Consider the following 22,645-nt stretch of genomic DNA (forward strand, 5'->3'; position numbering starts at 1 on the left):
AGCATAGGTTGCCGGGCCGGAACAGGGAAAGGTCGCAGGATATTTCAGCGGAGCGACGCCCGTCCCTCGCGGGGCGGGCGCCGGGCTTCAGTTGGCGGCCGCGTCGTTGCTTTCGGCGGCGGCTTCCTCGGCGGGGCGCTCCAGCGCCACCTGGCGGATCGACAGACGGATCTCCGCCGGCAGCACGCGCTTGGCGGCGCCTTCGGCCAGTTCGCCGAGCAGTTCGTGGTAGCTCAGCTTGCCGGCCTCGTCCTTGCGCAGCACGCGCAGGTCGAGAAGGGTCTGGATGAAGTGGCGGAACAGGCTCTTGTCGAAGAACTCCGGGGCGTTCAGGCCATGCAGGATCGACAGGCGTTGGGCCATCACGGTGCAGAGGTTCTCCAGTTCCTCGGCGGTCAGGGCGTTCTGCCCGGCGTTGAGCAGCAGGGCGATGGCCATGTAGAAGCGCTGCAGGGTCTGGGTCACCGAACGAGCGAGGAGGATCAGCAGCACGTATTGCCGCGAGCTTGGCGCCGGGCGGATGAAGGTGTCGTTCTCCTGGCGCAGCAGGTCCTGTTCCACCAGGGCCGCCAGCCACTGGTCGATCACCGCGTCGAGTTCGTCCAGGCTCCAGCGGATGAACAGTTCCGCCTGCAGGTAGGGATAGAGCGCGCGGGCGAAGCGCAGCAACTGTTCGCGGCTGATCCGCGAGTTGCTCTGGAAGAAGCTGGCGATCAGCGCCGGCAGGGCGAAGACGTGGAGGACGTTGTTGCGGTAGTAGGTCGCCAGCACCGCGTTCTGTTCGTCGAGATAGAGGATGCGGCCCAGCGCGTCCTTCTGCTCGGCCAGCAGGTTCATGCTCTTCACGTATTCGATCAGGGCCTGGCCGTCGCCGTCCGGCAGGGTCGCGCTGGGCGAGTAGGGCACCTTGCGCAGCAACGCCAGGTAGAGGTCGAGGATTCGCGCCAGGGCGCTTTCGTCGAGGGCCTGGCGGCTGGTGGAGAGCAGCGCCAGGGCGACCAGGTTGACCGGGTTGATCGCCGCCGCGTCGTTGAGGTGGCGGGCGACGTCCTTGGCCAGCAGGTTGGTGGTCTGCGGCAGCCAGTCGGGGCGGTATTCCGGGCCGAGGTCCTGGTCCTGCCAGTCGGGCTGGTGGCGGTCGAGGAACTGGTCGAGATGGATCGGCTCGCCGAAGTTCACCCAGACCTGGCCAAAACGCTGCTTCAGGGCGCCGACCACCTTGAACAGGTCGAAGATCGACTCCTTCTTCTTGGTCGCGCCGCGCAGTTCGCCGAGGTAGGTGCGGCCTTCCAGCACGCGCTCGTAGCCGATGTAGACCGGCACGAAGACGATCGGCCGGCGCGAGTCACGGAGGAAGCTGCGCAGGGTGATGGCGAGCATGCCGGTGCGTGGGTGGAGCATGCGCCCGGTGCGCGAACGGCCGCCCTCGACGAAGTACTCGGTGGAGAAGCCGCGGGAGAACAGGGTGTGCAGGTACTCGTTGAACACCGCGGTGTAGAGCTGGTTGCCCTTGAAGCTGCGGCGCATGAAGAAGGCCCCGCCGCGGCGCAGGATCGAGCCGATCACCGGCATGTTCAGGTTGATCCCGGCGGCGATGTGCGGCGGGGTCAGGCCGTTGCGGAACAACAGGTAGGAGAGCAGCAGGTAGTCGATGTGGCTGCGGTGGCAGGGCACGTAGACGATCTCGTTGCCCTGGGCCACGTCCTGCACCCGCTCGATGTGGTTGACCTTGACCCCTTCGTACAGCTTGTTCCAGAACCAACTGAGGATGACTTCGAGGAAGCGGATCACCGGATAGGAGAAGTCCGAGGCGATTTCATTGGCGTAGCGCAGTGCGATGCCTTCGGCCTTTTCCTGGGATATCCGTTCGCTCTCGCATTCCTCGCTGATCGCCTGGCGTACCAGCGGCGCGCGCAGCAGGCCTTTGACCAGGTTGCGGCGGTGCGACAGGTCGGGACCGATCACCGCGGTCTTCAGGTTGCGGAAGTGCACCCGGAGGATACGGTTGACCATGCGCAGCGTGCGTTCGTGGCCCTTGCCCTGTTCCACCAGCTCGCGCAGGTGGATCGGCGCGGAGAACTGCACGCGGGTCTTGCGTCCGAGGATCAGGATGCGCGCCAGCTTGCGCAGGCGCCCGGTGACCGCCCAGTTGTCGGCGAACAGCAGCTTCCAGGGGCTCGATTCGCTGTCCGGCGATTGTCCCCAGAACACGCTGACCGGAATGATCTGCGCGTCGTCGAGACCGTTCTGGCCGACCGCGGCGAGCATGCGCACCAGGGTCGGCGAGGCGCCGCGCTTATCCTGGCGGCCGAGCCAGTCGGGTTCGGGCGTCAGGTAGAAGAACGCCGCCGGCTCGATGGCGTCGCCTACCGCTACCGGCATCACCGGACGCGGCAGCCCGGCCTTGCGGCATTCGGTATCCACTACCGCGAGATCGCTGACCGAAGGCTGTTGCAGCACGTAGAGCACCGGCTTGCTGCGGTCGATCTTCAGGGTGAAGGCCGATTGGTTGATGGTTTCCGAGCGTACCCAGAGGTACAGCAGGCGGCGCAGGGCGCCAAAACCAAAGCGGCGGAAAGGGTAGCGGGGCATACGGTGTCTACTGGCAGTTGATCGGGACCCGGCGTGACGGGCGCGGCTAGTTTGCCGCAATCCCCGGAGGGCCGCAAAAGAACGCAACGCGTCCTACGGCGAACGGCGGCGAACAGGTTGCGAATGTAGAACCTTCGGCAGGCGTTCGGGTTCTGTCACGTTTTGCCAAGGTTCTCCCGATGCCCCGTATTGCCAGGCGGCGGGGCGCTTCGGCTATAGTCCCTGCGCGTTTTTCGCGGCCCTGGCCGGACATGGCGGCGGCCGCCGGAACAGGTAGGGGACCATGATCGAAACAAGAAACCTCGGCAAACGCTTCGGCTCGCGGGTGGCGGTGGACGACCTGTCCTTCCAGGTGGAGACGGGGGAGGTACTGGGCTTCCTCGGTCCGAACGGCGCCGGCAAGTCCACCACCATGAAGATGCTCACCGGCTTCCTGGCGCCCAGCGCCGGCACCGCGAGCATCTTCGGCTTCGACATCCGCAACCGCACGCTGCAGGCGCAGCGGCTGATCGGCTACCTCCCGGAAGGTTCGCCCTGCTACGCGGAAATGACCGTGCAGGGCTTCCTCGATTTCATCGCCGAGATCCGTGGCTACCGTGGTGCCGGCAAGCGCGAGCGGGTCGCCCGGGCACTGGGGCTGCTGGAACTGGACGAGGTGCGCCGGCAGACCATCGAAACCCTCTCCAAGGGCTTCCGCCGGCGTGTCGGCCTGGCCCAGGCGATCCTCCACGAACCGCGGGCGCTGGTGCTCGACGAGCCCACCGACGGGCTCGATCCGAACCAGAAGCACCAGGTCCGCGAACTGATCCGCGGCCTCGCGCAGGAGCGCATCGTGATCATCTCCACCCATATCCTCGAGGAAGTCTCGGCGCTATGCAGCCGCGCCCTGGTGATCGGCGGCGGGCGGCTGCTGGCGGACAGCACGCCGCTGGAACTGGCCAGCCGCTCGCGCTACCACCAGGCGGTGACGCTCTACAGCGACGACCCCCTGGATACCGTGGCGCTGGCGGTGCTGCCGGGCGTGGCGGGCATCGAGGAGAACCCCGCCGAAGGCAGCCTGACCGTCCTGGCGCAGCCGGGCGCGGTGATCTTTCCCCAGGTCAGCGGGCTGGTCGCCGAGCGCGGCTGGCGGATCCGCGAACTGGACGTGGAGCGCGGCCGGCTCGACGAGGTATTCCGCAACCTGACCCGGGGGACGGAGGCATGAAGCAACTGCCGGTGATCTTCAAGCGCGAGCTGGCGAGTTATTTCGCCACGCCGCTGGCCTATGTGTTCATCGTGATCTTCCTGGTCCTGGCGGGCGTGTTCACCTTCTACCTGGGCAACTTCTACGAACGCAACCAGGCCGACCTGGCCTCCTTCTTCGCCTTCCATCCCTGGCTCTACCTGTTCCTGGTTCCCGCGCTGGCCATGCGCCTGTGGGCGGAGGAGCGCAAGTCCGGCTCGATCGAGCTGCTGATGACCCTGCCGCTGACCCGCTTCGAAGCCGTGGCCGGCAAGTTCCTGGCCGCCTGGGCGTTCGCCGGAATCGCGCTGCTGCTGACCTTCCCCATGGTGCTCACGGTGAACTACCTGGGCGAGCCGGACAACGGTGCGATTCTCGCCGGCTATCTGGGCAGTTGGCTGCTGGCCGGCGGCTACCTGGCCATCGGTTCGTGCATGTCGGCCCTGGCGAAGAACCAGGTGATCGCTTTCATCCTCGCCGTGGCCGCCTGCTTCCTGTTCATGCTCAGCGGCTTTCCGCTGGTGCTCGATGCGTTCAGCCAGTGGGCGCCGCAGTGGTTGCTCGATGCGGTGGCCTCGCTGAGCCTGCTGACCCGCTTCGATGCCGTCAGCAAGGGCGTCATCGACCTGCGCGACCTGCTGTATTTCGTCAGCCTGATCGTCGCCTGGCTGGCCGCCACGGCGGTGGCGGTCGACCTGAAGAAAGCCGAATGAGGGGGAGTCGATGAAACGCGTGTTGTCCTCTGGCGCCGGGCTGTTGCTGATCGCGCTGGCGTTCCTGGCCTTCAACATGGTCTCCGGCCTGCTGTTCAGCGGCGCGCGGCTCGACCTGACCGAGCAGAAGCTCTACACCATCAGCCCCGGCACCAAGCGGATCCTGGCCGGCCTCGACGAGCCGATCAACCTGTACTTCTTCTATTCGGATAGCGGTGCCCGGGAACTGGTGCCGCTGCGCAACTACGCCAGGCGCGTCGAGGAACTGCTGCGCGCCTACGAGCGCGAGGCGAACGGCAGGATTCGCCTGCAGGTGATCGATCCCGAGCCGTTCTCCGAGAACGAGGACAAGGCCACCGAGTTCGGCCTGCAAGGAATTCCCCTGCAGCAGGGCGGCGACAACCTGTACTTCGGCCTGGCCGGCAGCAACGCCCTGGACGGAGTCCAGGTCATACCCTTCTTCCCGCTCGATCAGGAGGAGTTCCTCGAATACGACATCAGCCGCCTGGTGCAGACCCTGGCACAGCCGCAGCGGCCGGTGGTCGGCCTGATGTCGTCGCTGCCGCTCAATGGCGGCTTCGACATGGCCAGCCGGCAGCCGACCTCGCCGTGGATGGTCATGGAGGAAATCCGCCAGCAATTCGACCTGCGCAGCCTCAAGAGCGATGCCACGGAAATCCCGCCGGAGGTCTCGGTGCTGCTGCTGGTGCATCCCAAGCAGTTACCCGAGCAGACGCTATACGCCATCGACCAGTTCGTCCTGCGCGGGGGCAAGCTGCTGGCGTTCGTCGACCCCTTCAGCGAGGCCGACAGCGGCAGCGATTTCGCCGCTACGCTGGATGGCGACAAGTCGTCCGACCTCGCGCCGCTGTTCGAGGCCTGGGGGCTGCGCCTGCTGCCGGGCAAGGTGCTCGGCGACGGCGCCTATGCGATGTCCATCAGTCTTGGCCGGGACCAGCGTCCGGCCCGGCATCCGGCCTGGCTCAGCTTGCCGCGCGAGGCGCTGGACCAGGACGACATCGCCACTGCCGGCCTGGAAAGCCTGACCCTGGCGACGCCCGGCATCCTCGAAAGGCTCCCCGGAGCGAGCACCAGCTTCACGCCTTTGCTGCAAAGCTCGGCCCAGGCGATGCCGTTCGATGCCTCGCGCTTCGGCCTGCTGCGCGACCCCGGCGATCTGATGCGCGAGCTGCGCCCGAGCGGCCGGCGGCATACTCTCGCCGCCCGTATCCAGGGGCCGGCGAAGAGTGCCTTCGCGGAGGGCATCGAGGGGCATCGCGAAGGCCTGAAGGAGGCGCGCAACATCAATGTCATCGTCGTGGCCGATACCGACCTGCTCAGCGATCGCATGTGGGTCCAGGTGCAGGACTTCTTCGGCCAGCGCGTGCCGCAGCCCTGGGCCGACAACGGCGCGCTGGTGGTCAACGCGCTGGACAACCTGTCGGGCACCGACGCGCTGATCAGCGTGCGCTCCCGCGGCCGGTTCAGCCGGCCGTTCGTGGTGGTCGAGCGCCTGCAGCGCGAGGCCGAGACGAGCTTCCGGCAAAAGGAGGACCAGCTCAAGCAGCGCCTCGCCGATACCGAGCAGCAACTCGCCGCCCTCCAGCAGGGCGCCGCCCCGGAGAAGGCCGTCGAACTGACGCCCGAACAGCAGGCCACGGTGCGCCAGTACATGCAGGAGAAGCTGCGCATCCGCAAGGAGCTGCGCGAGGTGCAGTACCAGTTGAACGCCGATATCGACGCACTGGGCCGCACCCTGAAGCTGGTCAATATCGCCCTGGTTCCCTCGTTGCTCACGGTCGGCGTGCTGCTCGGCTGGCTCTGGCGGCGCCGGCGCATGGCCCGGGGAGGGCATTGACGCATGCGGCGCAATACGCTGATCGTCCTGCTGGCGCTGGTGGCGGCGCTGGCCGGAACCTTCGCCTGGCTGCAGCGCGAGCGCGCAACCGAGGTACCTGCCTTGCCGGCGGCAGAGCGCTGGCTGCCGGAACTGGACAGCGCGACGCTGAGTGGCCTGCACATGCAGTTTGCCGACGGTTCGCCGGATATCCGGGTCGAGCGGCGTGCGGGCGCGTGGGTCCTGCCGGCCAAGGCCGACTATCCGGCCGACCGGCTACGCTTGTCGGCGCTGCTCGAGGCGTTGGCAGAGGCGCGCAAGCTCGAGGCGAAGAGCGCCAACCCGAAGAACCACGCGCTGCTTGGCCTGGCGGAGCGTGGCGAGGGGCAGGCGCTACGCCTGAGCCTGCATTGGCAGTCCGGCGAGCCTCTGGTGCTGCTGGTGGGCAAGGATGCGCAGCATGGCGGTAGCTTCGTACGACGATTGGGCGACCCGCAGGCCTGGCTGATCGACAAGCGCCTGCCGTTGCCGAACAACGAGCTGGAGTGGCTCGACCGGCGGATCGCCACGCTGCCCTTCGCCCGGGTGCGCGAACTGCAACTGCGCTATCCGAAGGGCGAACGCCTGGATCTCTATCGCGACGACGCCGGGCAGCCGAACCTGCAGGTTCGGCAATTGCCCACAGGGCGCAAGCTGGCCTATGAGGCAGCGGCCAACGGCGCGGCGACGCTGTTCGCCGACCTGCGTTTCGCCGATGTAGCGCCGCTGGCGCAGGTGGGATTCAGGCAGGCGCCATTGCTCCTGGCGTTCAGCCTGCGGACGTTTTCCGGCGCGCGCCTGGATGGCGATATTCGGCGCCAGGGCGAGCAATACTGGTTGTTGCCGAAGAGCGTCGAGGGCTTCGCCGAGGGCGAGGTCGCCGCCCATCCTGACTGGGCCTATCGGATCGAAGAGGACCGCTACCGCGCCCTGGCCCGGCACCTGCCGGAACTGCTGGCGCGCTGAGCGGGCTCAGCCGGCGGTCTGGCCGGCCAGTTCGCGCATGCGTTGCAGCACGGCGTTCAGGCCGTTGCTGCGCGAGGGCGACAGTTGGCGGGAAAGACCCAGGCAGGTGAACCAGTCGTTGAGGTCCAGGCGCGCCAGTTCGCGGGTCTCGATGCCGTCGACCCGTGCCAGCAGCACCGCCAGCAGGCCGCGGATCAGGCGCGCGTCGCTGTCGGCACGGAAGCGCCAGTGGCCGTCGCGCTGCTCGCCGAGCAGCCAGACCAGGCTTTCGCAACCGTGCACGCGATGCTCTTCCTGGCGTTCGTGTTCCGCGAGCGGCGCCAGGCGCTCGCCCCATTGCAGCAGCAGACGCGCACGCTGTTCCCAACTGGCGGTGTGACCGAAGGCGTCCAGTGCCTCCTGGGCCTGTTCGGGGAGAACCGGGTTCATCGCAGCAACTCCAGTGAGCGGTCGAGGGCCAGGAAGAAGCGCTCCAGGTCGTCGGCATCGTTGTACAAGCCCAGCGAGACACGCAGGGCGCCGGGTACCTCGAGGCGTTGCAGCAGCGGCATCGCGCAATGGTGGCCGGCGCGCACCGCGATGCCCTGTTCGCCGAGCAGGTGGGCGAGATCGGCGACGTGCACGCCGTCGACGCAGAAGCTGGCCAGCGCCGCCTGGGGTTCGCCGAGCAGGCTGACGCCGTCGCGCGCCAGCAGGCCGGCGAGCAGGCGGGCGTGGAGGGCGCCTTCGTGGGCGGCGACTTCGGCTTCGTCCAGGGTGGCCAGCCAGTCGATGGTCGCGCCTAGGCCGATCGCCGCGGAAACCGCCGGGGTGCCCGCCTCGAAGCCGAGCGGAGCGGCATGGAAGCTGGCTTCGTGGAAGCCGGTGTGGCGTACCATCTCGCCGCCGAACTGCCAGTGCGCCAGTTGCTCCAGGGCCTGTGGGCGACCCCAGAGCACGCCGATGCCGTCGGGGCCGTAGAGCTTGTGGCCGGAGAATGCGTAGAAGTCGCAGCCCAGGCCCGGCAGGTCGTGGCGTCCGTGGACGCTGCCCTGGGCGCCGTCGACCAGGGTCCAGGCACCGCGCTCGCGGGCCAGCTGGATCAACTCCACCACCGGTTGCCAGGTGCCGAGAACGTTGGACAACTGGCTGATCGCCAGCAGGCGGGTACGCTCGCCGATGATATGGCGGGCCTGCTCCAGGTCGATCACCCCGCGCTCGTCCAGCGGCAACACGCGCAGGACCAGGCCGCGGCGCAGGGCCAACTGCTGCCAGGGAAGCAGGTTGGCATGGTGTTCCAGGGCACTGACCAGCAGTTCGTCGCCAGGCCGGAAATGCCGCTCCAGGCCATAGGCCACCAGGTTGATCGCCTCTGTGGTGCCGCGGGTGAACAGTACCTCGGCCGGGTTGCCGGCGTGCAGCCAGTGGGCGACGCGGCTGCGCGCGGCCTCGAAGGCCCGGGTGGCGCGCTCGCCGGGGACATGTTGGGCGCGGTGGACGTTGGCGGCGCCGCCGAGGTAGTAGCCGTTCAGGGCGTCGAGTACGGCCTGTGGCTTCTGGGCGGTGGCGGCGCTGTCGAGGTAGGTCAGGCCTTCCGCGGCGAAGGCGGAAAAGGCCGGAAAGTCGGCGCGCCAGGGAGACGGCAGGGACATGGCGGACACTGTGCGAGGACGGTTACAGGGGAAAGGGTAGCGCACCCGGCGGCGCTGGCGAGCACCGTCGGGCGAGCGGGGAGGCGAGCTGGGCTCAGTTGTGCGCGTGCAGCGCTTCGTTCAGCTCGATGGCGGTCTTGTTGGTCTTGCACTCCACCGCACCGTTCTGCGAGTTGCGGCGGAACAGCAGGTCGGGCTGACCGGCCAGGTCGCGGGCCTTGACCACTTTCACCAGGGCGTTCTGCTCGTCGAGCAGGGCGACCTTGGTGCCGGCGGTGATGTACAGGCCGGCCTCGACGATGTTGCGATCGCCCAGCGGGATGCCGATGCCGGCGTTGGCGCCGATCAGGCAGCCTTCGCCGACGCTGATGACGATGTTGCCGCCACCGGAAAGGGTGCCCATGGTCGAGCAGCCGCCGCCCAGGTCCGACCCCTTGCCGACGAACACGCCGGCGGATACGCGGCCTTCGATCATGCCCGGGCCTTCGGTGCCGGCGTTGAAGTTGACGAAACCTTCGTGCATCACCGTGGTGCCTTCACCGATGTAGGCGCCCAGGCGCACGCGGGCGGTGTCGGCGATGCGTACGCCGGCCGGGACCACGTAGTCGGTCATCTTCGGGAACTTGTCGACGGAGAAGACTTCCAGCAGCTTGCCCTTCAGTCGCGCTTCCAGTTGCAGTTCGGCCAGTTCGGCCAGGTCCACCGCGCCGATGTTGGTCCAGGCCACGTTCGGCAGGAGCGGGAAGATGCCGCTCAGGTTCACAGCGTGCGGCTTGACCAGGCGGTGGGAGAGCAGGTGCAGCTTGAGGTAGGCCTCCGGGGTGGAGGACGGCGCGGCGTCTTCCGCCAACAGGGTGGCGACCAGCGGCTTCTGGCTTTCCGCCAGGCGCGAGAGCAGGGCCGACTGAGCGGCGTCGATACCCTTCAGGGCGTCGGCCAACTGGTAGGCCTGCTGCGAAGTGAAGGTCAGCGCCTGGTTGCCGGCTGCGTAGCCAAGGATCGGTGCGACGGCGGCGACGATTTCGCTCGAAGGCTTGAGCAGCGGCAGCGCGTAGAACACTTCCAGCCAGGCTTCCTGGCGGTTCTGGGTGCCGACGCCGAAGGCCAGGCTGAACAGGGATTGCGACATGTGGGTTTCCTCGAAACGGAGTGGAACGGTCAGGCCGGACGGCGGCTGAGCAGCAGGCCCAGTCCCGCGCTGCCGAGCAGCGCGGCGCAACCGCGGTTGAACAGACGCCGGGCCCGCTGGCCGGCGAGCAGCCGGCCGAGGTGGAGCCCGGCATAGGAATAAAGAGCGATGGCCAGCCATTCGAGCAGCAGGAATGCCGCTCCGAGCTGGGCGAACTGGGCGCCCAGCGGTTGGCCGGGATCGACGAACTGCGGCAGGAAGGCGGTGAAAATCAGGATCGCCTTCGGGTTGCCCGCCGCCACCAGGAACTCCTGGCGCCCCAGGCGCCAGAGGCTGGGACGCGCCGGGCTGGCTTCGTTCGCCAGTGGCTGCGCATCGGTCCGCCACAATTGCACCGCAAGCCACAACAGGTAGGCAGCGCCGAGCACCTTGATCGCCAGGAACAGCCAGGCCGAGGTGTGCAGCACCAGCGCCAGCCCGGAGGCGGCCAGGGCGAGCATGCCGGCGAATGCCAGCAGGCGCCCGCCGCCGGCCAGCGAGGCGGTGGCGAAACCGTGCCGGGCGGCGTTGTTCAGCGACAGCAGGTTGTTCGGCCCCGGCGCCAGGTTGAGGGCGAAGCAGGCGGGTACGAACAGGGCCCAGGCGACACTCATGCGGCCTCCCGCTCAGGCCAGGGCGGCGGCGTAGGCGTCGGGCTTGAAGCCGACCAGCGTCCTGCCGCCCAGCTCCAGCACCGGGCGCTTGATCATCGACGGCTGGGCCAGCATCAGCTCGATCGCCTTGGCTTCGTCGAGATCGGCCTTCTGCGCTTCGTCGAGCTTGCGGAAGGTGGTGCCGGCGCGGTTGAGGACGGTTTGCCAGCCGTGCTCCGCGCACCAGCGCCGCAGGTGTTCGCGGTCGATGCCGACGGCCTTGTAGTCGTGGAAGTCGTAGGCGACCTTGTGCTCGTCGAGCCAGGTCCGAGCCTTCTTCATGGTGTCGCAGGCTTTGATGCCGTAGAGAACGTAGGTCATTGCTTCTCCCGAGGCCCGGGTCTTCCCGGGCCCTGCCGATAGGTCGCCGAAAGGTGATCGCCGGATTATGCCACGTCGTTCCGCCCCTGTGCGGTCTCGGGGCTACCGCGCTCGGGAGCGGCGTGACGGCAGATAGCCGTGGACGGGCGGGCGGACAGGGAGCCGGGCTGTTTCCCTGGCCGGGAACGGAGAGAGCGCAGGTTGAACAGGTCGATTCGGCTCGCTGGAGAGCATCCTTACCGGTACTTTCGGAATGCTCCGGTCCGCGCTGTACAATCCTTCCCCCGCCGAGGAGATTTCCCATGAGTTGCATCGGTCGCCAGATAGACCAATTACGCCTGCAGATACCGGGCTTCGCCTGCAAGCCCGGCTGCCACGATTGCTGCGGGCCGGTTACCGCCTCGTCGGAAGAGATGGCCCGCCTGCCGGTGAAGAGCGAGGCCGAACACGACGCCGCCCTGGCCGAGTGGAACTGCGTCCATCTCGGACCGAACGGCTGCGAGGCCTATGAGGAACGTCCGCTGATCTGCCGGCTGTTCGGCACCACGCCGAACCTGCCCTGCCCGGAGGGGCGGGGGCCCGAAGTGCCGGTGGCGGAGCAGGTGGAGCGACAGGTGCATGCGCTGATCGCCAGCACTCGCCAGGTGCTGGTGTAGCGGCCTGCCCGCCGCTAGGTTTCCGCGGTCTCGGTGGCGCGGGACTGCAGGGCCGGTTCGAAGGCTGGTTCGGGCGGCGTTTCCTCTAGGGGCATCGGCTCGTCCGCAGAGAGTTTCTGGAGAACCGCGGCGATCCGCTCGATGCTCTCTTCGAGCTCGAGCACCCGGTTGACCATGTACAGGATCATCTCCGGCGAACTCAGGTGCGCCAGCCGCATGGTCGCCTGCAAGTCGTCGTGGCGGTTGTCCCGGTCGGCCATCAGTGTCTCAGCCAGGCTCTTCAGCAACAGCATCTCGGCGCGCCTCATGGGCCGCTGCTCCGCGATTCCGCGGTAGGGGAAAAAGCTCGTTCCATCTCGCGACCTACCCGAAACGACTACATCCAAAGGTGTAATTCTACATTGCCATCACTTCGATCGTCGGACAATAGTCGCGTTCCAGACGCCTTGCACAGGTGACGAACGGGACTCGAAGCGGCCTGGTCTGCATGGCCGGGTGATGGGCGAGTTCCTTGATGCGGGGCGGCGGCTGTTTGGCGCAGGACAAAAAAAGCCCCGCCGGGTAGGCGAGGCTCAGGGGGAGAACAGCGTGCGGGGGCTCGCTGTCCGGGATGAATCGTCGTGGTGCGCTTAGCCGCAGGGCTGCTGCGGACCGCCGGTCATGCTCTCGACGCTGTCCAGTACGGCATGGCCCTTGCCGACCTTCTGCACGTCGTCGACGTCGCGCATGATGCTGCCGCCGTCGCTCATCTGGTTGCGGGTCTTGATCAGGTTGGTGGTGATGTCCAGCAGGCTGCGACCGGTAGCGATCAGGTCATTGGTGGCGCTGGGGGTGCAAGGGGTGTTGGCGGAGGCGACCTGAGCCTGGCCGGGTTGCCCGGGCTGGGTGGTGCGGTAGCCCTGGGTCAGTGCGTTCTGCTGGAGGCAGCCGGAGGTGGCGGCGAACATCGAGGCGAGCAGCAGTGCGGAAGTAAGTCCCTTGCTTGTCATGGCGGCATTCCTTTGTCTGAGTGGGCGCTGCACCCCGTACTCCTTCGGGGCGTCGTCCTGGCCGACGCTACGGCGGGCCTGGACTGAAGGGGAGTGTAGGAGCGTCTCGCACCGCTATGAAATAGCTCGGATGTACTAGTGCGGGAACCTTGGCCGGGCGCCCCGGTCGTCGCCGCGGAGGGGGCGGACGCGCGGGGTAGAGCGGCGGGGCTAGGAAAGACCGTACGGATTGTGCGAATGTCGGATAGCTGCCTACCGATCGCGATGGTGCAATCGGCGCAGTCGCATCGTCCAGGGACGAAGCCGGAGATCCCCGCCCTCATGCAAACCGTGTACACCGTTCTGACCCTGCTGCTGGTCGTCGGCGCCACCCGCCTGGCTGCCCAGTTGCTGCCCTTGCCGCTACCATTGATCCAGATCGCCGCCGGGGCCCTGCTGGCCTTGCCCTCCCTCGGGCTGCACATTGCCCTCGACCCGGAGCTGTTCCTCTTCCTGTTCATTCCGCCGCTGCTGTTCGTCGATGGCTGGCGTATTCCCAAGCGGGAAGTCTGGCGGATGCGCTGGCCGATCCTGATGATGGCGTTCGGCCTGGTGTTCTTCACCGTGGTCGGCGCCGGCTATTTCATCCATCTGCTGATCCCGGAAGTTCCCCTGGCGGCTTCCTTCGCCCTCGCCGCCGTGCTGTCGCCCACGGACGCCCTGGCGGTCTCGGCGATCACCCAGGGGCGGCTGCCCAAGCGCCTGATGCACCTGCTGGAGGGCGAGGCGCTGATGAACGATGCCTCTGGCCTGGTGGCATTCAAGTTCGCCATCGCCGCGGCGATGACCGGCGTGTTCTCGCTGGTGGACGCCAGCCTCAACTTCCTCCTGGTCGCGGTCGGCGGCCTGGCCATCGGGGTGTTCCTCAGCTGGTCGCTGGGCCGCATCCGCGCCTGGATGATCTCCCGTGGCTGGGACGACCCGGCGACCCACGTGGTACTGATGCTGTTGCTGCCGTTCGCCTCCTACATGGTGGCGGAACACCTGGGCGTCTCCGGGATTCTCTCGGCGGTGGCGGCCGGCATGATGCAGAGCTGGGTCGACCTGCTGCCGCGGCAGACTTCCACGCGCCTGCTCAACCGCAGCGTCTGGTCGATGCTGGAGTTCGCCTTCAACGGCGTGGTGTTCCTGCTGCTCGGCCTGCAGTTGCCGGACATCATGAAGTCGGTGGCCAACCACCACGGCGACCTGCTCTGGCGTTCCTCGCTGCTGCTGGCCTACGTGGCGGCGATCACCGCCGTGCTGATGCTGATCCGCTACGGCTGGGTCTATGGCTACTGGAAGCTGTCGCTGCGCATCGATCGCTGGCGCGGCAAAAGCCCGCCCGGGCTGAGCGGCATCTCCCTGCGCCGTCTCTCCGCCCTCAGTGCATTGAGCGGCGTGCGTGGTGCGGTGACCCTGGCGGCGGTGCTGTCGGTACCGATGAGCCTGATGGATGGCAGCGCCTTCCCGCAGCGCGACCTGATCATCTTCATCGCCACCAGCGTGATCCTGATTTCCCTGATCGGCGCGACCATCGGCCTGCCGCTGCTGCTGCGCGGGCTGCCGGCGAGCAACAATGGCGCCCACGAGCGCGAGCGGCGCGAGGCCTGGCGCAAGACCGCGGAGGCGGCGATCCGGGCCCTGGAGAGCGAGGAACTGCCGCAGGTGGAAGGCAACGATGCGGCGAATACTTCGCGGGTCGCCGAGGCGCGTGCGCAGATCATGGCCGAATACCGCCAGTCGCTGGATACCGCACCGACCACCGATGAGGCCCGCGACCAGGCCCAAGCCCTGGAGATCGCCGACAAGGCCTTGCGCCTGAAGGCGTTGCGCGCGCAGCGCCTGGAACTGTACCGGCAGCGGCGTAACAACGAGATCGACGACGAGACCCTGGGCGACATCCTGCGCGAGCTGGACCAGCAGGAAAGCTGGCTGACCAATCGCTTCGCCCGCTGGGTGTGAACGAAAAGGGATCGCCGCGGCGATCCCTTTTCGTTTCTCCGCGCAGGCTTCAGCGCGCCCGCAGGTAGTCGCGGATGCGCTCGGCGGCTTCGACGCACTCGGCCAGTGGTGCCACCAGGGCCATGCGCACGCGGTTGGCGCCGGGGTTCTCGCCGTCCACCTCGCGCGACAGGTAGGAACCCGGCACCACCGTCACGTGCTGCTGCTCGAACAGTTCGCGGGTGAATACGGTGTCGTCCACCGGGGTACGTGCCCACAGGTAGAAACTGCCGTCCGGGCGCTGTACGTCGAGCACGCCGTCGAGGATCGCCAGCACGGCGTCGAATTTCTCGCGGTAGAGGCTGCGGTTGGCGCGCACATGGACCTCGTCGTTCCAGGCGGCGATGCTCGCCAACTGGGTCTGCACCGGCATGGCGCAGCCGTGGTAGGTGCGGTAGAGGAGGAATTTCTTCAGGATCTCCGCGTCGCCGGCGACGAAGCCCGAGCGCAGGCCGGGCAGGTTGGAGCGCTTGGACAGGCTGTGGAACACCACGCAGCGGCTGAAGTCCGTGCGGCCCAGCTCGGCGCAAGCGTTGAGCAGGCCGGGCGGCGGGGCGTTTTCGTCGAAGTAGAGTTCGCTGTAGCACTCGTCGGCGGCGATCACGAAGTCGTAGCGGTCGGCCAGGGCGATCAGCTTCTTCAGGGTCTCCAGCGGTACCAGGGCCCCGGTAGGGTTGCCCGGCGAGCAGAGGAAGAGAATCTGGCAGCGCTGCCAGGTCGCCTCGTCGACCGCGTCGAAATCGGGGTTGAAGCCGTTTTCCTCGCGGCAGGGCAGGTAGTGCGGCACGGCTCCGGCGAGCAGCGCCGCGCCTTCGTAGATCTGGTAGAACGGGTTCGGGCTGACCACCAGGCCGGGCGCCTCGCCGGGCTCGCTGCGGCGGACCACGGTCTGGGTGAAGGCGAACAGCGCCTCGCGGGTACCGTTCACCGGCAGTACGTGGCGCGCCGCATCCAGCCAGCCGGCCGGTACCGAGAAGCGCCGCTCGCACCAGCGCGCGATGGCTTCGCGCAGGGCCGGCAGGCCGAGGGTGGTCGGGTAGACCGCGAGCTGGTCCAGGTTCTCCGCCAGGGTTTCGGCGACGAAGCTCGGCGAGCGGTGCTTGGGCTCGCCGATGGACAGTGCGATCGGCTTCAGCGTCGCGGGCGGCCGGGTGCCGCCGAGCAGGGCGCGGAGCTTCTCGAAGGGGTAGGGCTGCAGGTTGTCGAGTGCGGTATTCATGGCGTTGGCAAGGCTTCTCAGAAGTTTATCCGGGTAGGCAGGGTGTCCCGTCCGTTGTCTTGTGACAGCTGCTCGACCAGGGCGGCCTGCAGGCGTTTGCACAGGTCGGGGTCGGCGAGCGGCTGGTTGCGCGCATCGGTGATGTAGAAGACGTCCTCCACGCGCTCGCCGAGGGTGGCGATCTTGGCGTTCTGCACCGACAGGTCGAAATCCAGGAAAATGCCGCCGATCCGCGCCAGCAGGCCTGGGCGGTCGGGGGCGATGACTTCGAGCACCGAGACCTGGCGCAACGCGTCGGTGGAAATGGTCACCTGCGGGGCGAAGGCGAAGTGCTTGAGCTGGCGCGGCACCCGGCGCTGGATGATGGTCGGGTAGTCGTCGGGGTTCTTCAGCGCGTCGATAAGCCCCTCGCGGATCTCGGCGATGCGCTCCGGGTTGTTGCCGATGGAGTCGCCGTCGGCGTCGAGCACGATATAGGTATCGAGGGTGAACTGGCTGGTGGAGGTGATGATCCGCGCGTCCTGGATGCTCAGGTTGAGCTGGTCCATGGCGGCCACGGTGACCGCGAAGAAATCGTGCTGGTCGGCGGCGTAGATGAAGATCTGCGAACCGCTCTCGAACTCGCGCTGGGTGGTTTCCTTGATCAGCACCAGCGGCGTGCCGTCGTCCGGGTGCTGGAGGATCGCCTCGGTGTGCCAGGCCACGTCGCCGGCGGTGTGGCGCAGGAAGTAGTCGTCGCCGAGCTGGCTCCATAACTGCTCGGCATCGTCCTGGTCGATGCCGTTGCGTACCAGTTGGTCGAGGGCCGCGGTCTGCGTCTGGCGGATCTGCTCCTCGCGGTCCACCGGGTTCTCCAGGCCGCGGCGCAGGGCGCGCTTGGTCTCGGTGTAGAGCTGCCGGAGCAGGCTGGCGCGCCAGGAGTTCCAGAGCGTCGGGTTGGTGGCGTTGATGTCGGCCACGGTGAGCACGTACAGGTAGTCGAGGTGGGTCTGGTCGCCGACCAGTTGGGCGAAATCGAAGATCACCTGCGGGTCGGAGAGGTCCTTGCGTTGCGCGGTGGTCGACATCACCAGATGGTTCTGCACCAGCCAGGACACCAGTTGGGTGTCCCAGAGCGGCAACTGGTGGCTCTGGCAGAAGGCCTCGGCGTCCACCGCACCGAGTTCCGAGTGGTCGCCGCCACGGCCCTTGGCGATGTCGTGGTAGAGGCCAGCGATGTAGATCAGTTCCGGCTTGGGCAGACGATCGATGATCTTGCTCGCCAGCGGATATTTCTCGGCCATCTCCGGCCGATTCAGCTTGCGCAGGTGCTTGATCAGGTTGAGGGTGTGGGCGTCCACCGTATAGATATGGAACAGGTCGTGCTGCATCTGCCCGATGATATGGCCGAACTCCGGCAGGTAGCGACCGAGGATGCCGTAGCGGTTCATCCGCCGCAGGTTGCGGTGGATACCCTGGCTGCTCTTGAACAGCTCGATGAACAGGCTGGTGTTGCGGATGTCGTGGCGGAACTCGTCGTCGATCAGGTGTCGGCTGTCGCGCAGCAGGCGAATGGTGTCGGCGCGCACGCCCTTGATTTCCGGGTGCTGGGCCATCAGCACGAAGATTTCCAGGAGGGCGAACGGGGTGCGCTTGAAGACGTTCGGGTGCGTCACCTCGATGTAGCCATCGCGCAACTGGAAGCGACTGTTCAGCGGTTGGATCTGCACCGGCTGCTCGCAGGGCAGGATGACTTCCTCGAAGTGCTGGATGATCAGGTCGTTCAGCTCGGAGATCGCCATCACCACCCGGTAGTACTTCTGCATGAAGCGTTCGACCGCCAGTTTGACGTCGTTGTCTTCGTAGCCGAACAGACGGGCGATGCTGCGCTGGTGATCGAACAGCAGGCGATCCTCGGCGCGCCCGGCGAGCATGTGCAGGGCATAGCGGACCCGCCAGAGGAACTCCTGGCTGGAAGCCAGCATGCTGCACTCGCTTTCCACCAGGAAGCCTTCGCGCACCAGGGCGTGCAGGTTGAGGCTGCCGAACTGGCGGCGGGCCATCCAGAGGATGGTCTGGATGTCGCGCAGGCCGCCGGGGGAGCCCTTGACGTTGGGCTCGAGGTTGTACTCGGTGTCGTTGTACTTGGCGTGGCGGCGCTGCTGTTCGTGGCGTTTGGCCAGGAAGAACTCCTTGCTCGGCCACATGTGCGCGCTGCCGGTAACCTGCAGCATGCGCTGGCGCAGGCTGTCGGGGCCGCAGATGGTGCGGCACTCCATGAGGGTGGTGATCACCGTCAGGTCGGCGCGCGCTTCCTCCGCGCACTGCTGCACCGAGCGCACGCTCTGGCCGACTTCCAGGCCGATGTCCCAGAGCAGGGTGAGGAAGCCTTCGATCGGTTCGCGGAAGCTCTCCTGGTCCTCGCTGTCGAGGAGGATCAGCAGGTCGACGTCGGAGTAGGGGTGGAGTTCGCCGCGGCCGTAGCCGCCCACGGCGACCAGGGCGATGTCGGCGTCGTCTCCCCAGTCGAAGCGCTGCCAGGCCTGTTGCAGGATCTGGTCGACGCACCAGGCGCGGTCTTCGATCAGGCGGCGGATGTCGCGGCCGCTGTTGAAGCGGTTGTCGAGCACTTCGCGGAATTGCCGGATGGCCTTCTTGAAGGCCGCGATCGGGCTGGACTTCAAGGCCAGTTCCGCCTGGAACTGCCCGCGATCGAACAATTCGGGATCCACCTGCGGCATGCGGCCTTCCTTTATCTGCTAGCGGTTGGGTTCGATACGCGAGCGCCCCGTTTTGGTGCGTTTATGCGCTGTATTGGTGCGCGCGCTGCGCCGAATCGGGGCGTCGGCCCCGCCGGAATGGGGCGGGGCGTCGAGGCGCACGGCTGGCAGCAAAAGCCGGGCCGGATCAGGCTGCCGAGGTGCGCGGGAAGGTTTCGTCGTTGCGCAGGGTGAGGATCTCGTAGCCATCGGCGGTGACCAGCACGGTGTGCTCCCATTGCGCGGACAGCTTGCGGTCCTTGGTGATCGCGGTCCAGCCGTCGCCGAGCAGGCGGGTCTCCGGGCGGCCCTGGTTGATCATCGGCTCGATGGTGAAGATCATGCCTTCCTTCAGCTCGATGCCGGTACCCGCACGACCGTAGTGGAGGACCTGCGGCTCCTCGTGGAACACCTTGCCGATGCCATGGCCGCAGTATTCGCGGACCACCGAGAAGCCGTTCTTTTCCGCGTGCTTCTGGATGATTTCGCCGATATCGCCCAGGTGCGCGCCCGGACGCACCACGGAAATGCCCTTGTACATGCATTCCTGGGTGATCTGGCAGAGGCGGTCGGCCCATTCCGGGGTCTTGCCGACCAGGAACATCTTGCTGGTGTCGCCGTGGTAGCCGTCCTTGATGACGGTGATGTCGACGTTGAGGATGTCGCCTTCCTTCAGCGGCTTCTCGTTGGGGATGCCATGGCAGACCACATGGTTGATCGAGGTGCAGATCGACTTGGGAAAGCCCTTGTAGTTCAGCGGGGCGGGAATCGCCTTCTGCTCGTTGACGATATAGTCGTGGCAGATGCGATCCAGCTCCTCGGTGGTCACGCCGGGCTTGATGTGTTCGCCGATCATTTCCAGCACTTCGGCGGCCAGGCGGCCGGCGATGCGCATCTTCTCGATATCGTCGGGCGTCTTGATGGTGACGGTCATGCGAATTCTCTTCGGGCGTGCAAGCACGCATGAATAATAAGGAATACGCGATTCTAGCAGACCTGACCGACCGATCTACTCCCGCCCGGCCATCCGCGGCGGGTTTCACTGCGTCCACGGTTATGGTATAAAGCGCCCCGCTCCGAGGCTGCGGCCTTTTCCGGAGCACAAACCCACACATGCATCGACACGATGGCCTGGGTGCCCGCAAGGGTTGGTCATTGGGATGCGTGGAGGCCTAACCCGACTTATCGAGGAACTATCATGTCCCAAGTCAACATGCGCGATATGCTGAAGGCCGGTGTGCACTTCGGCCACCAGACCCGTTACTGGAACCCGAAAATGGGCAAGTTCATTTTCGGCGCGCGCAACAAGATCCATATCATCAACCTCGAAAAGACCCTGCCGATGTTCAACGAGGCCCTGACCTTCGTTGAGCGCCTGGCCGCTGGCAAGAACAAGATCCTGTTCGTCGGCACCAAGCGTTCCGCCGGCAAGATCGTTCGCGAGGAAGCCGCTCGTTGCGGCATGCCGTACGTCGACCATCGCTGGCTGGGCGGCATGCTCACCAACTACAAGACCATCCGTCAGTCGATCAAGCGCCTGCGCGACCTGGAAACCCAGTCCCAGGACGGCACCTTCGACAAGCTGACCAAGAAAGAAGCCCTGATGCGCAGCCGTGACCTCGAGAAGCTCGAGCGCAGCCTGGGCGGCATCAAGGACATGGGCGGCCTGCCGGACGCTCTGTTCGTGATCGACGTCGACCACGAGCGCATCGCCATCACCGAAGCCAACAAGCTGGGCATCCCGGTCATCGGCGTTGTCGATACCAACAGCAGCCCGGAAGGCGTCGACTATGTAATTCCCGGTAACGATGATGCCATCCGCGCCGTGCAACTCTACCTGAACTCGATGGCCGAAGCGGTAATCCGCGGCAAGCAGGGCGCTGCCACCAGCGCCGACGAGTTCGTCGAGGAAGCGCCGGCCGAATCCGCCGAAGGCTGATTCCGGGACGTTCAGACGTCCGACGGTGCGCAGGAAGGGGGCTAGGCCCCCTTTTTGCCACCTTTGAGTTTCTGCCCGGCAGGCCGGGCACAAAGGTTTTTTGAGAGCTACCACTCAAGAGGATTTCGAAATGGCAGAAATTACTGCAGCCATGGTTAAAGAACTGCGCGAGCGTACCGGCTTGGGCATGATGGAGTGCAAGAAGGCGCTGACCGCCGCTGGCGGCGACATCGAGAAGGCCATCGACGACATGCGCGCTGCCGGTGCGATCAAGGCTGCCAAGAAGGCCGGTAACATTGCCGCCGAAGGCTCGATCGCCGTCAAGATCGCTGCCGACAACAAGGCCGCCGTGATCATCGAAGTCAACTCCCAGACCGACTTCCTGGCCCTCCAGGACGACTTCAAGGGCTTCGTCGCCGAGAGCCTGGAAAAGGCCTTCAACGAGAAGCTGACCGACGCCGCTCCGCTGGTCGAAGCACGTGAGGAAGCTCGTCTGGCCCTGGTCGCCAAGACCGGCGAGAACGTCAACATCCGCCGCCTGACCCGCGTCGAGGGCGACGTGGTCGGCGCCTACCTGCACGGCCACCGCATCGGTGTCGTGGTCAACCTGAAAGGCGGCAACCCGGAACTGGCCAAGGACATCGCCATGCATGTCGCCGCCAGCAACCCGCAGTTCCTGAGCGCTTCGGAAGTTTCCGAAGAAGCGATCGCGAAAGAGAAGGAAATCTTCCTGGCGCTGAACGCCGACAAGATCGCCGGCAAGCCGGAGAACATCGTCGAGAACATGGTCAAGGGCCGCATCAGCAAGTTCCTCGCCGAAGCGAGCCTGGTCGAGCAGCCTTTCGTGAAGAACCCGGAAGTGAAGGTCGGCGACTTGGCCAAGCAGGCTGGCGCCGAAATCGTTTCCTTCGTTCGTTACGAAGTGGGCGAAGGCATCGAGAAGGCCGAAGTGGACTTCGCTGCCGAAGTTGCCGCTCAAGTAGCCGCCACCAAGCAGTAACAAAGACGGTTTCGACTGTCGCCCCGGAAGAGGCTGCCCGCTGATGCGTGCGGCCTCTTCGTCAAATGGGGAAGCGTTCGGGGCAGCTTCCGCGTTGCCGGCCCGCTCGGCGGGCTCGCACGCAACGCAGGCGCAAAGTCGTCTCCGCCCACGACGGCCCGGCCGTCACGTATTTTTATCGCCGCAGGAGAAAAGGTCATGGCTCAGCAACTGAGCGCTCGTCAACCTCGCTATAAACGCATTCTTCTAAAGTTGAGCGGCGAAGCCCTGATGGGCTCGGAGGAGTTCGGCATCGATCCCAAGGTGCTGGACCGCATGGCGCTGGAAATCGGCCAGTTGGTCGGGATCGGCGTGCAGGTCGGCCTGGTCATCGGCGGCGGCAACCTGTTCCGCGGCGCGGCCCTGTCCGCGGCCGGCATGGACCGGGTGACCGGCGACCACATGGGGATGCTGGCCACCGTGATGAACGGCCTGGCGATGCGCGATGCGCTGGAGCGCTCGAACATCCCCGCGCTGGTGATGTCGGCGATCTCCATGGTCGGTGTGACCGACCACTACGACCGCCGCAAGGCCATGCGCCACCTCGGCGGTGGCGAGGTGGTGATCTTCTCCGCCGGTACCGGCAACCCGTTCTTCACCACCGACTCGGCGGCTTGCCTGCGCGCCATCGAGATCGACGCCGACGTGGTCCTTAAGGCTACCAAGGTCGATGGCGTGTACACTGCCGACCCGTTCAAGGACCCGAATGCCGAGAAGTTCGAGCGCCTGACCTATGATGAAGTGCTCGACCGCAAGCTCGGCGTGATGGACCTGACCGCCATCTGCCTGTGCCGTGACCAGAACATGCCGCTGCGGGTGTTCAACATGAACAAGCCGGGCGCATTGCTGAATATTGTTGTTGGTGGTGCCGAAGGCACCCTGATCGAGGAGGGTTGAG

General features: G+C 66.3%; 20 protein-coding genes. 9 read left to right on the top strand and 11 right to left on the bottom strand.

What is annotated here, in order from left to right:
* Positions 1-87: 87 nt before the first annotated feature.
* Entirely contained in the window at positions 88-2,592 is a 2,505-nt protein-coding gene (gene plsB / locus LJF27_RS05305; protein WP_003113856.1) for a glycerol-3-phosphate 1-O-acyltransferase PlsB, read from the bottom strand.
* A gap of 283 nt (positions 2,593-2,875) precedes the next feature.
* On the opposite strand from plsB, the gene LJF27_RS05310 reads away from it, so the two are divergent.
* From LJF27_RS05310 to LJF27_RS05325, 4 genes are read left to right on the top strand one after another with little or no spacing between them, the layout of a single operon-like run.
* A complete protein-coding gene (locus LJF27_RS05310; RefSeq protein ID WP_023117121.1) occupies positions 2,876-3,799 on the top strand; it encodes an ABC transporter ATP-binding protein in 924 nt (307 codons plus the stop codon).
* Positions 3,796-4,530, top strand: a complete 735-nt coding sequence (locus LJF27_RS05315) for an ABC transporter permease (RefSeq protein ID WP_003092451.1) — start codon at positions 3,796-3,798, stop codon at positions 4,528-4,530. The genes LJF27_RS05310 and LJF27_RS05315 overlap by 4 nt, the downstream gene beginning before the upstream one ends.
* A 10-nt stretch (positions 4,531-4,540) precedes the next feature.
* Complete coding sequence (locus tag LJF27_RS05320; protein ID WP_003119340.1) at positions 4,541-6,388, top strand: GldG family protein; 1,848 nt, start codon at positions 4,541-4,543, stop codon at positions 6,386-6,388.
* A 3-nt stretch (positions 6,389-6,391) separates the two neighbouring features.
* Complete coding sequence (locus tag LJF27_RS05325; protein ID WP_017148393.1) at positions 6,392-7,372, top strand: DUF4340 domain-containing protein; 981 nt, start codon at positions 6,392-6,394, stop codon at positions 7,370-7,372.
* A gap of 6 nt (positions 7,373-7,378) precedes the next feature.
* Here LJF27_RS05325 and LJF27_RS05330 read toward each other — a convergent pair whose 3' ends face one another.
* From LJF27_RS05330 to LJF27_RS05350, 5 genes are all read right to left on the bottom strand, one after another.
* Entirely contained in the window at positions 7,379-7,801 is a 423-nt protein-coding gene (locus LJF27_RS05330) for a SufE family protein (RefSeq protein WP_003092439.1), read from the bottom strand.
* On the bottom strand, positions 7,798-9,003 hold the full coding sequence (locus tag LJF27_RS05335) for a cysteine desulfurase (RefSeq protein ID WP_003098634.1): 1,206 nt from the start codon (positions 9,001-9,003) through the stop codon (positions 7,798-7,800). Before LJF27_RS05335 ends, LJF27_RS05330 begins: the two co-directional genes overlap by 4 nt.
* Before the next feature lie 94 nt (positions 9,004-9,097).
* The gene (dapD, locus tag LJF27_RS05340) at positions 9,098-10,132 is read right to left on the bottom strand and encodes a 2,3,4,5-tetrahydropyridine-2,6-dicarboxylate N-succinyltransferase (RefSeq protein ID WP_003092431.1); all 1,035 of its coding nucleotides are present in this window, start codon (positions 10,130-10,132) and stop codon (positions 9,098-9,100) included.
* 29 nt (positions 10,133-10,161) lie between these two features.
* Positions 10,162-10,785, bottom strand: coding sequence for a LysE family translocator (locus LJF27_RS05345; RefSeq protein WP_004345492.1), 624 nt, complete (start codon positions 10,783-10,785; stop codon positions 10,162-10,164).
* Positions 10,786-10,797: 12 nt separating this feature from the next.
* Positions 10,798-11,145 carry an ArsC family reductase gene (locus LJF27_RS05350; protein ID WP_003098619.1) on the bottom strand — a complete coding sequence of 116 codons (348 nt, stop codon included), beginning with the start codon at positions 11,143-11,145 and terminating at the stop codon, positions 10,798-10,800.
* Between the two features lie 302 nt (positions 11,146-11,447).
* Here LJF27_RS05350 and LJF27_RS05355 point away from each other — a divergent pair, with 302 nt between their 5' ends.
* Positions 11,448-11,801: a YkgJ family cysteine cluster protein gene (locus tag LJF27_RS05355; protein ID WP_003098616.1), complete on the top strand. Its 354-nt coding sequence runs from the start codon at positions 11,448-11,450 to the stop codon at positions 11,799-11,801.
* Between the two features lie 14 nt (positions 11,802-11,815).
* Here LJF27_RS05355 and LJF27_RS05360 read toward each other — a convergent pair whose 3' ends face one another.
* A complete protein-coding gene (locus LJF27_RS05360; RefSeq protein WP_003098613.1) occupies positions 11,816-12,109 on the bottom strand; it encodes a hypothetical protein in 294 nt (97 codons plus the stop codon).
* Between the two features lie 321 nt (positions 12,110-12,430).
* The gene (locus LJF27_RS05365) at positions 12,431-12,790 is read right to left on the bottom strand and encodes a hypothetical protein (protein ID WP_003092416.1); all 360 of its coding nucleotides are present in this window, start codon (positions 12,788-12,790) and stop codon (positions 12,431-12,433) included.
* Between the two features lie 237 nt (positions 12,791-13,027).
* Here LJF27_RS05365 and LJF27_RS05370 point away from each other — a divergent pair, with 237 nt between their 5' ends.
* On the top strand, positions 13,028-14,773 hold the full coding sequence (locus LJF27_RS05370) for a Na+/H+ antiporter (protein WP_004345486.1): 1,746 nt from the start codon (positions 13,028-13,030) through the stop codon (positions 14,771-14,773).
* Between the two features lie 49 nt (positions 14,774-14,822).
* On the opposite strand, the gene dapC is transcribed toward LJF27_RS05370, so the two are convergent.
* The 3 genes from dapC to map all read right to left on the bottom strand — a co-directional run bounded on the left by dapC (position 14,823) and on the right by map (position 19,703).
* A complete protein-coding gene (dapC, locus tag LJF27_RS05375; RefSeq protein ID WP_023117120.1) occupies positions 14,823-16,031 on the bottom strand; it encodes a succinyldiaminopimelate transaminase in 1,209 nt (402 codons plus the stop codon).
* Positions 16,032-16,048: 17 nt separating this feature from the next.
* Positions 16,049-18,751, bottom strand: coding sequence for a [protein-PII] uridylyltransferase (locus LJF27_RS05380; protein ID WP_003113862.1), 2,703 nt, complete (start codon positions 18,749-18,751; stop codon positions 16,049-16,051).
* Between the two features lie 166 nt (positions 18,752-18,917).
* Entirely contained in the window at positions 18,918-19,703 is a 786-nt protein-coding gene (map, locus tag LJF27_RS05385; RefSeq protein ID WP_003092395.1) for a type I methionyl aminopeptidase, read from the bottom strand.
* Positions 19,704-19,967: 264 nt separating this feature from the next.
* Here map and rpsB point away from each other — a divergent pair, with 264 nt between their 5' ends.
* The 3 genes from rpsB to pyrH all read left to right on the top strand — a co-directional run bounded on the left by rpsB (position 19,968) and on the right by pyrH (position 22,644).
* The gene (gene rpsB, locus LJF27_RS05390) at positions 19,968-20,708 is read left to right on the top strand and encodes a 30S ribosomal protein S2 (RefSeq protein WP_003092394.1); all 741 of its coding nucleotides are present in this window, start codon (positions 19,968-19,970) and stop codon (positions 20,706-20,708) included.
* A 130-nt stretch (positions 20,709-20,838) separates the two neighbouring features.
* Positions 20,839-21,708, top strand: a complete 870-nt coding sequence (gene tsf / locus LJF27_RS05395; RefSeq protein WP_003092393.1) for a translation elongation factor Ts — start codon at positions 20,839-20,841, stop codon at positions 21,706-21,708.
* Positions 21,709-21,906: 198 nt separating this feature from the next.
* Positions 21,907-22,644, top strand: a complete 738-nt coding sequence (pyrH, locus tag LJF27_RS05400) for a UMP kinase (protein ID WP_003092391.1) — start codon at positions 21,907-21,909, stop codon at positions 22,642-22,644.
* Position 22,645: the final 1 nt, after the last annotated feature.

This window comes from Pseudomonas sp. 203-8 (genome assembly GCF_020708595.1).
GTDB lineage: Bacteria > Pseudomonadota > Gammaproteobacteria > Pseudomonadales > Pseudomonadaceae > Pseudomonas > Pseudomonas aeruginosa.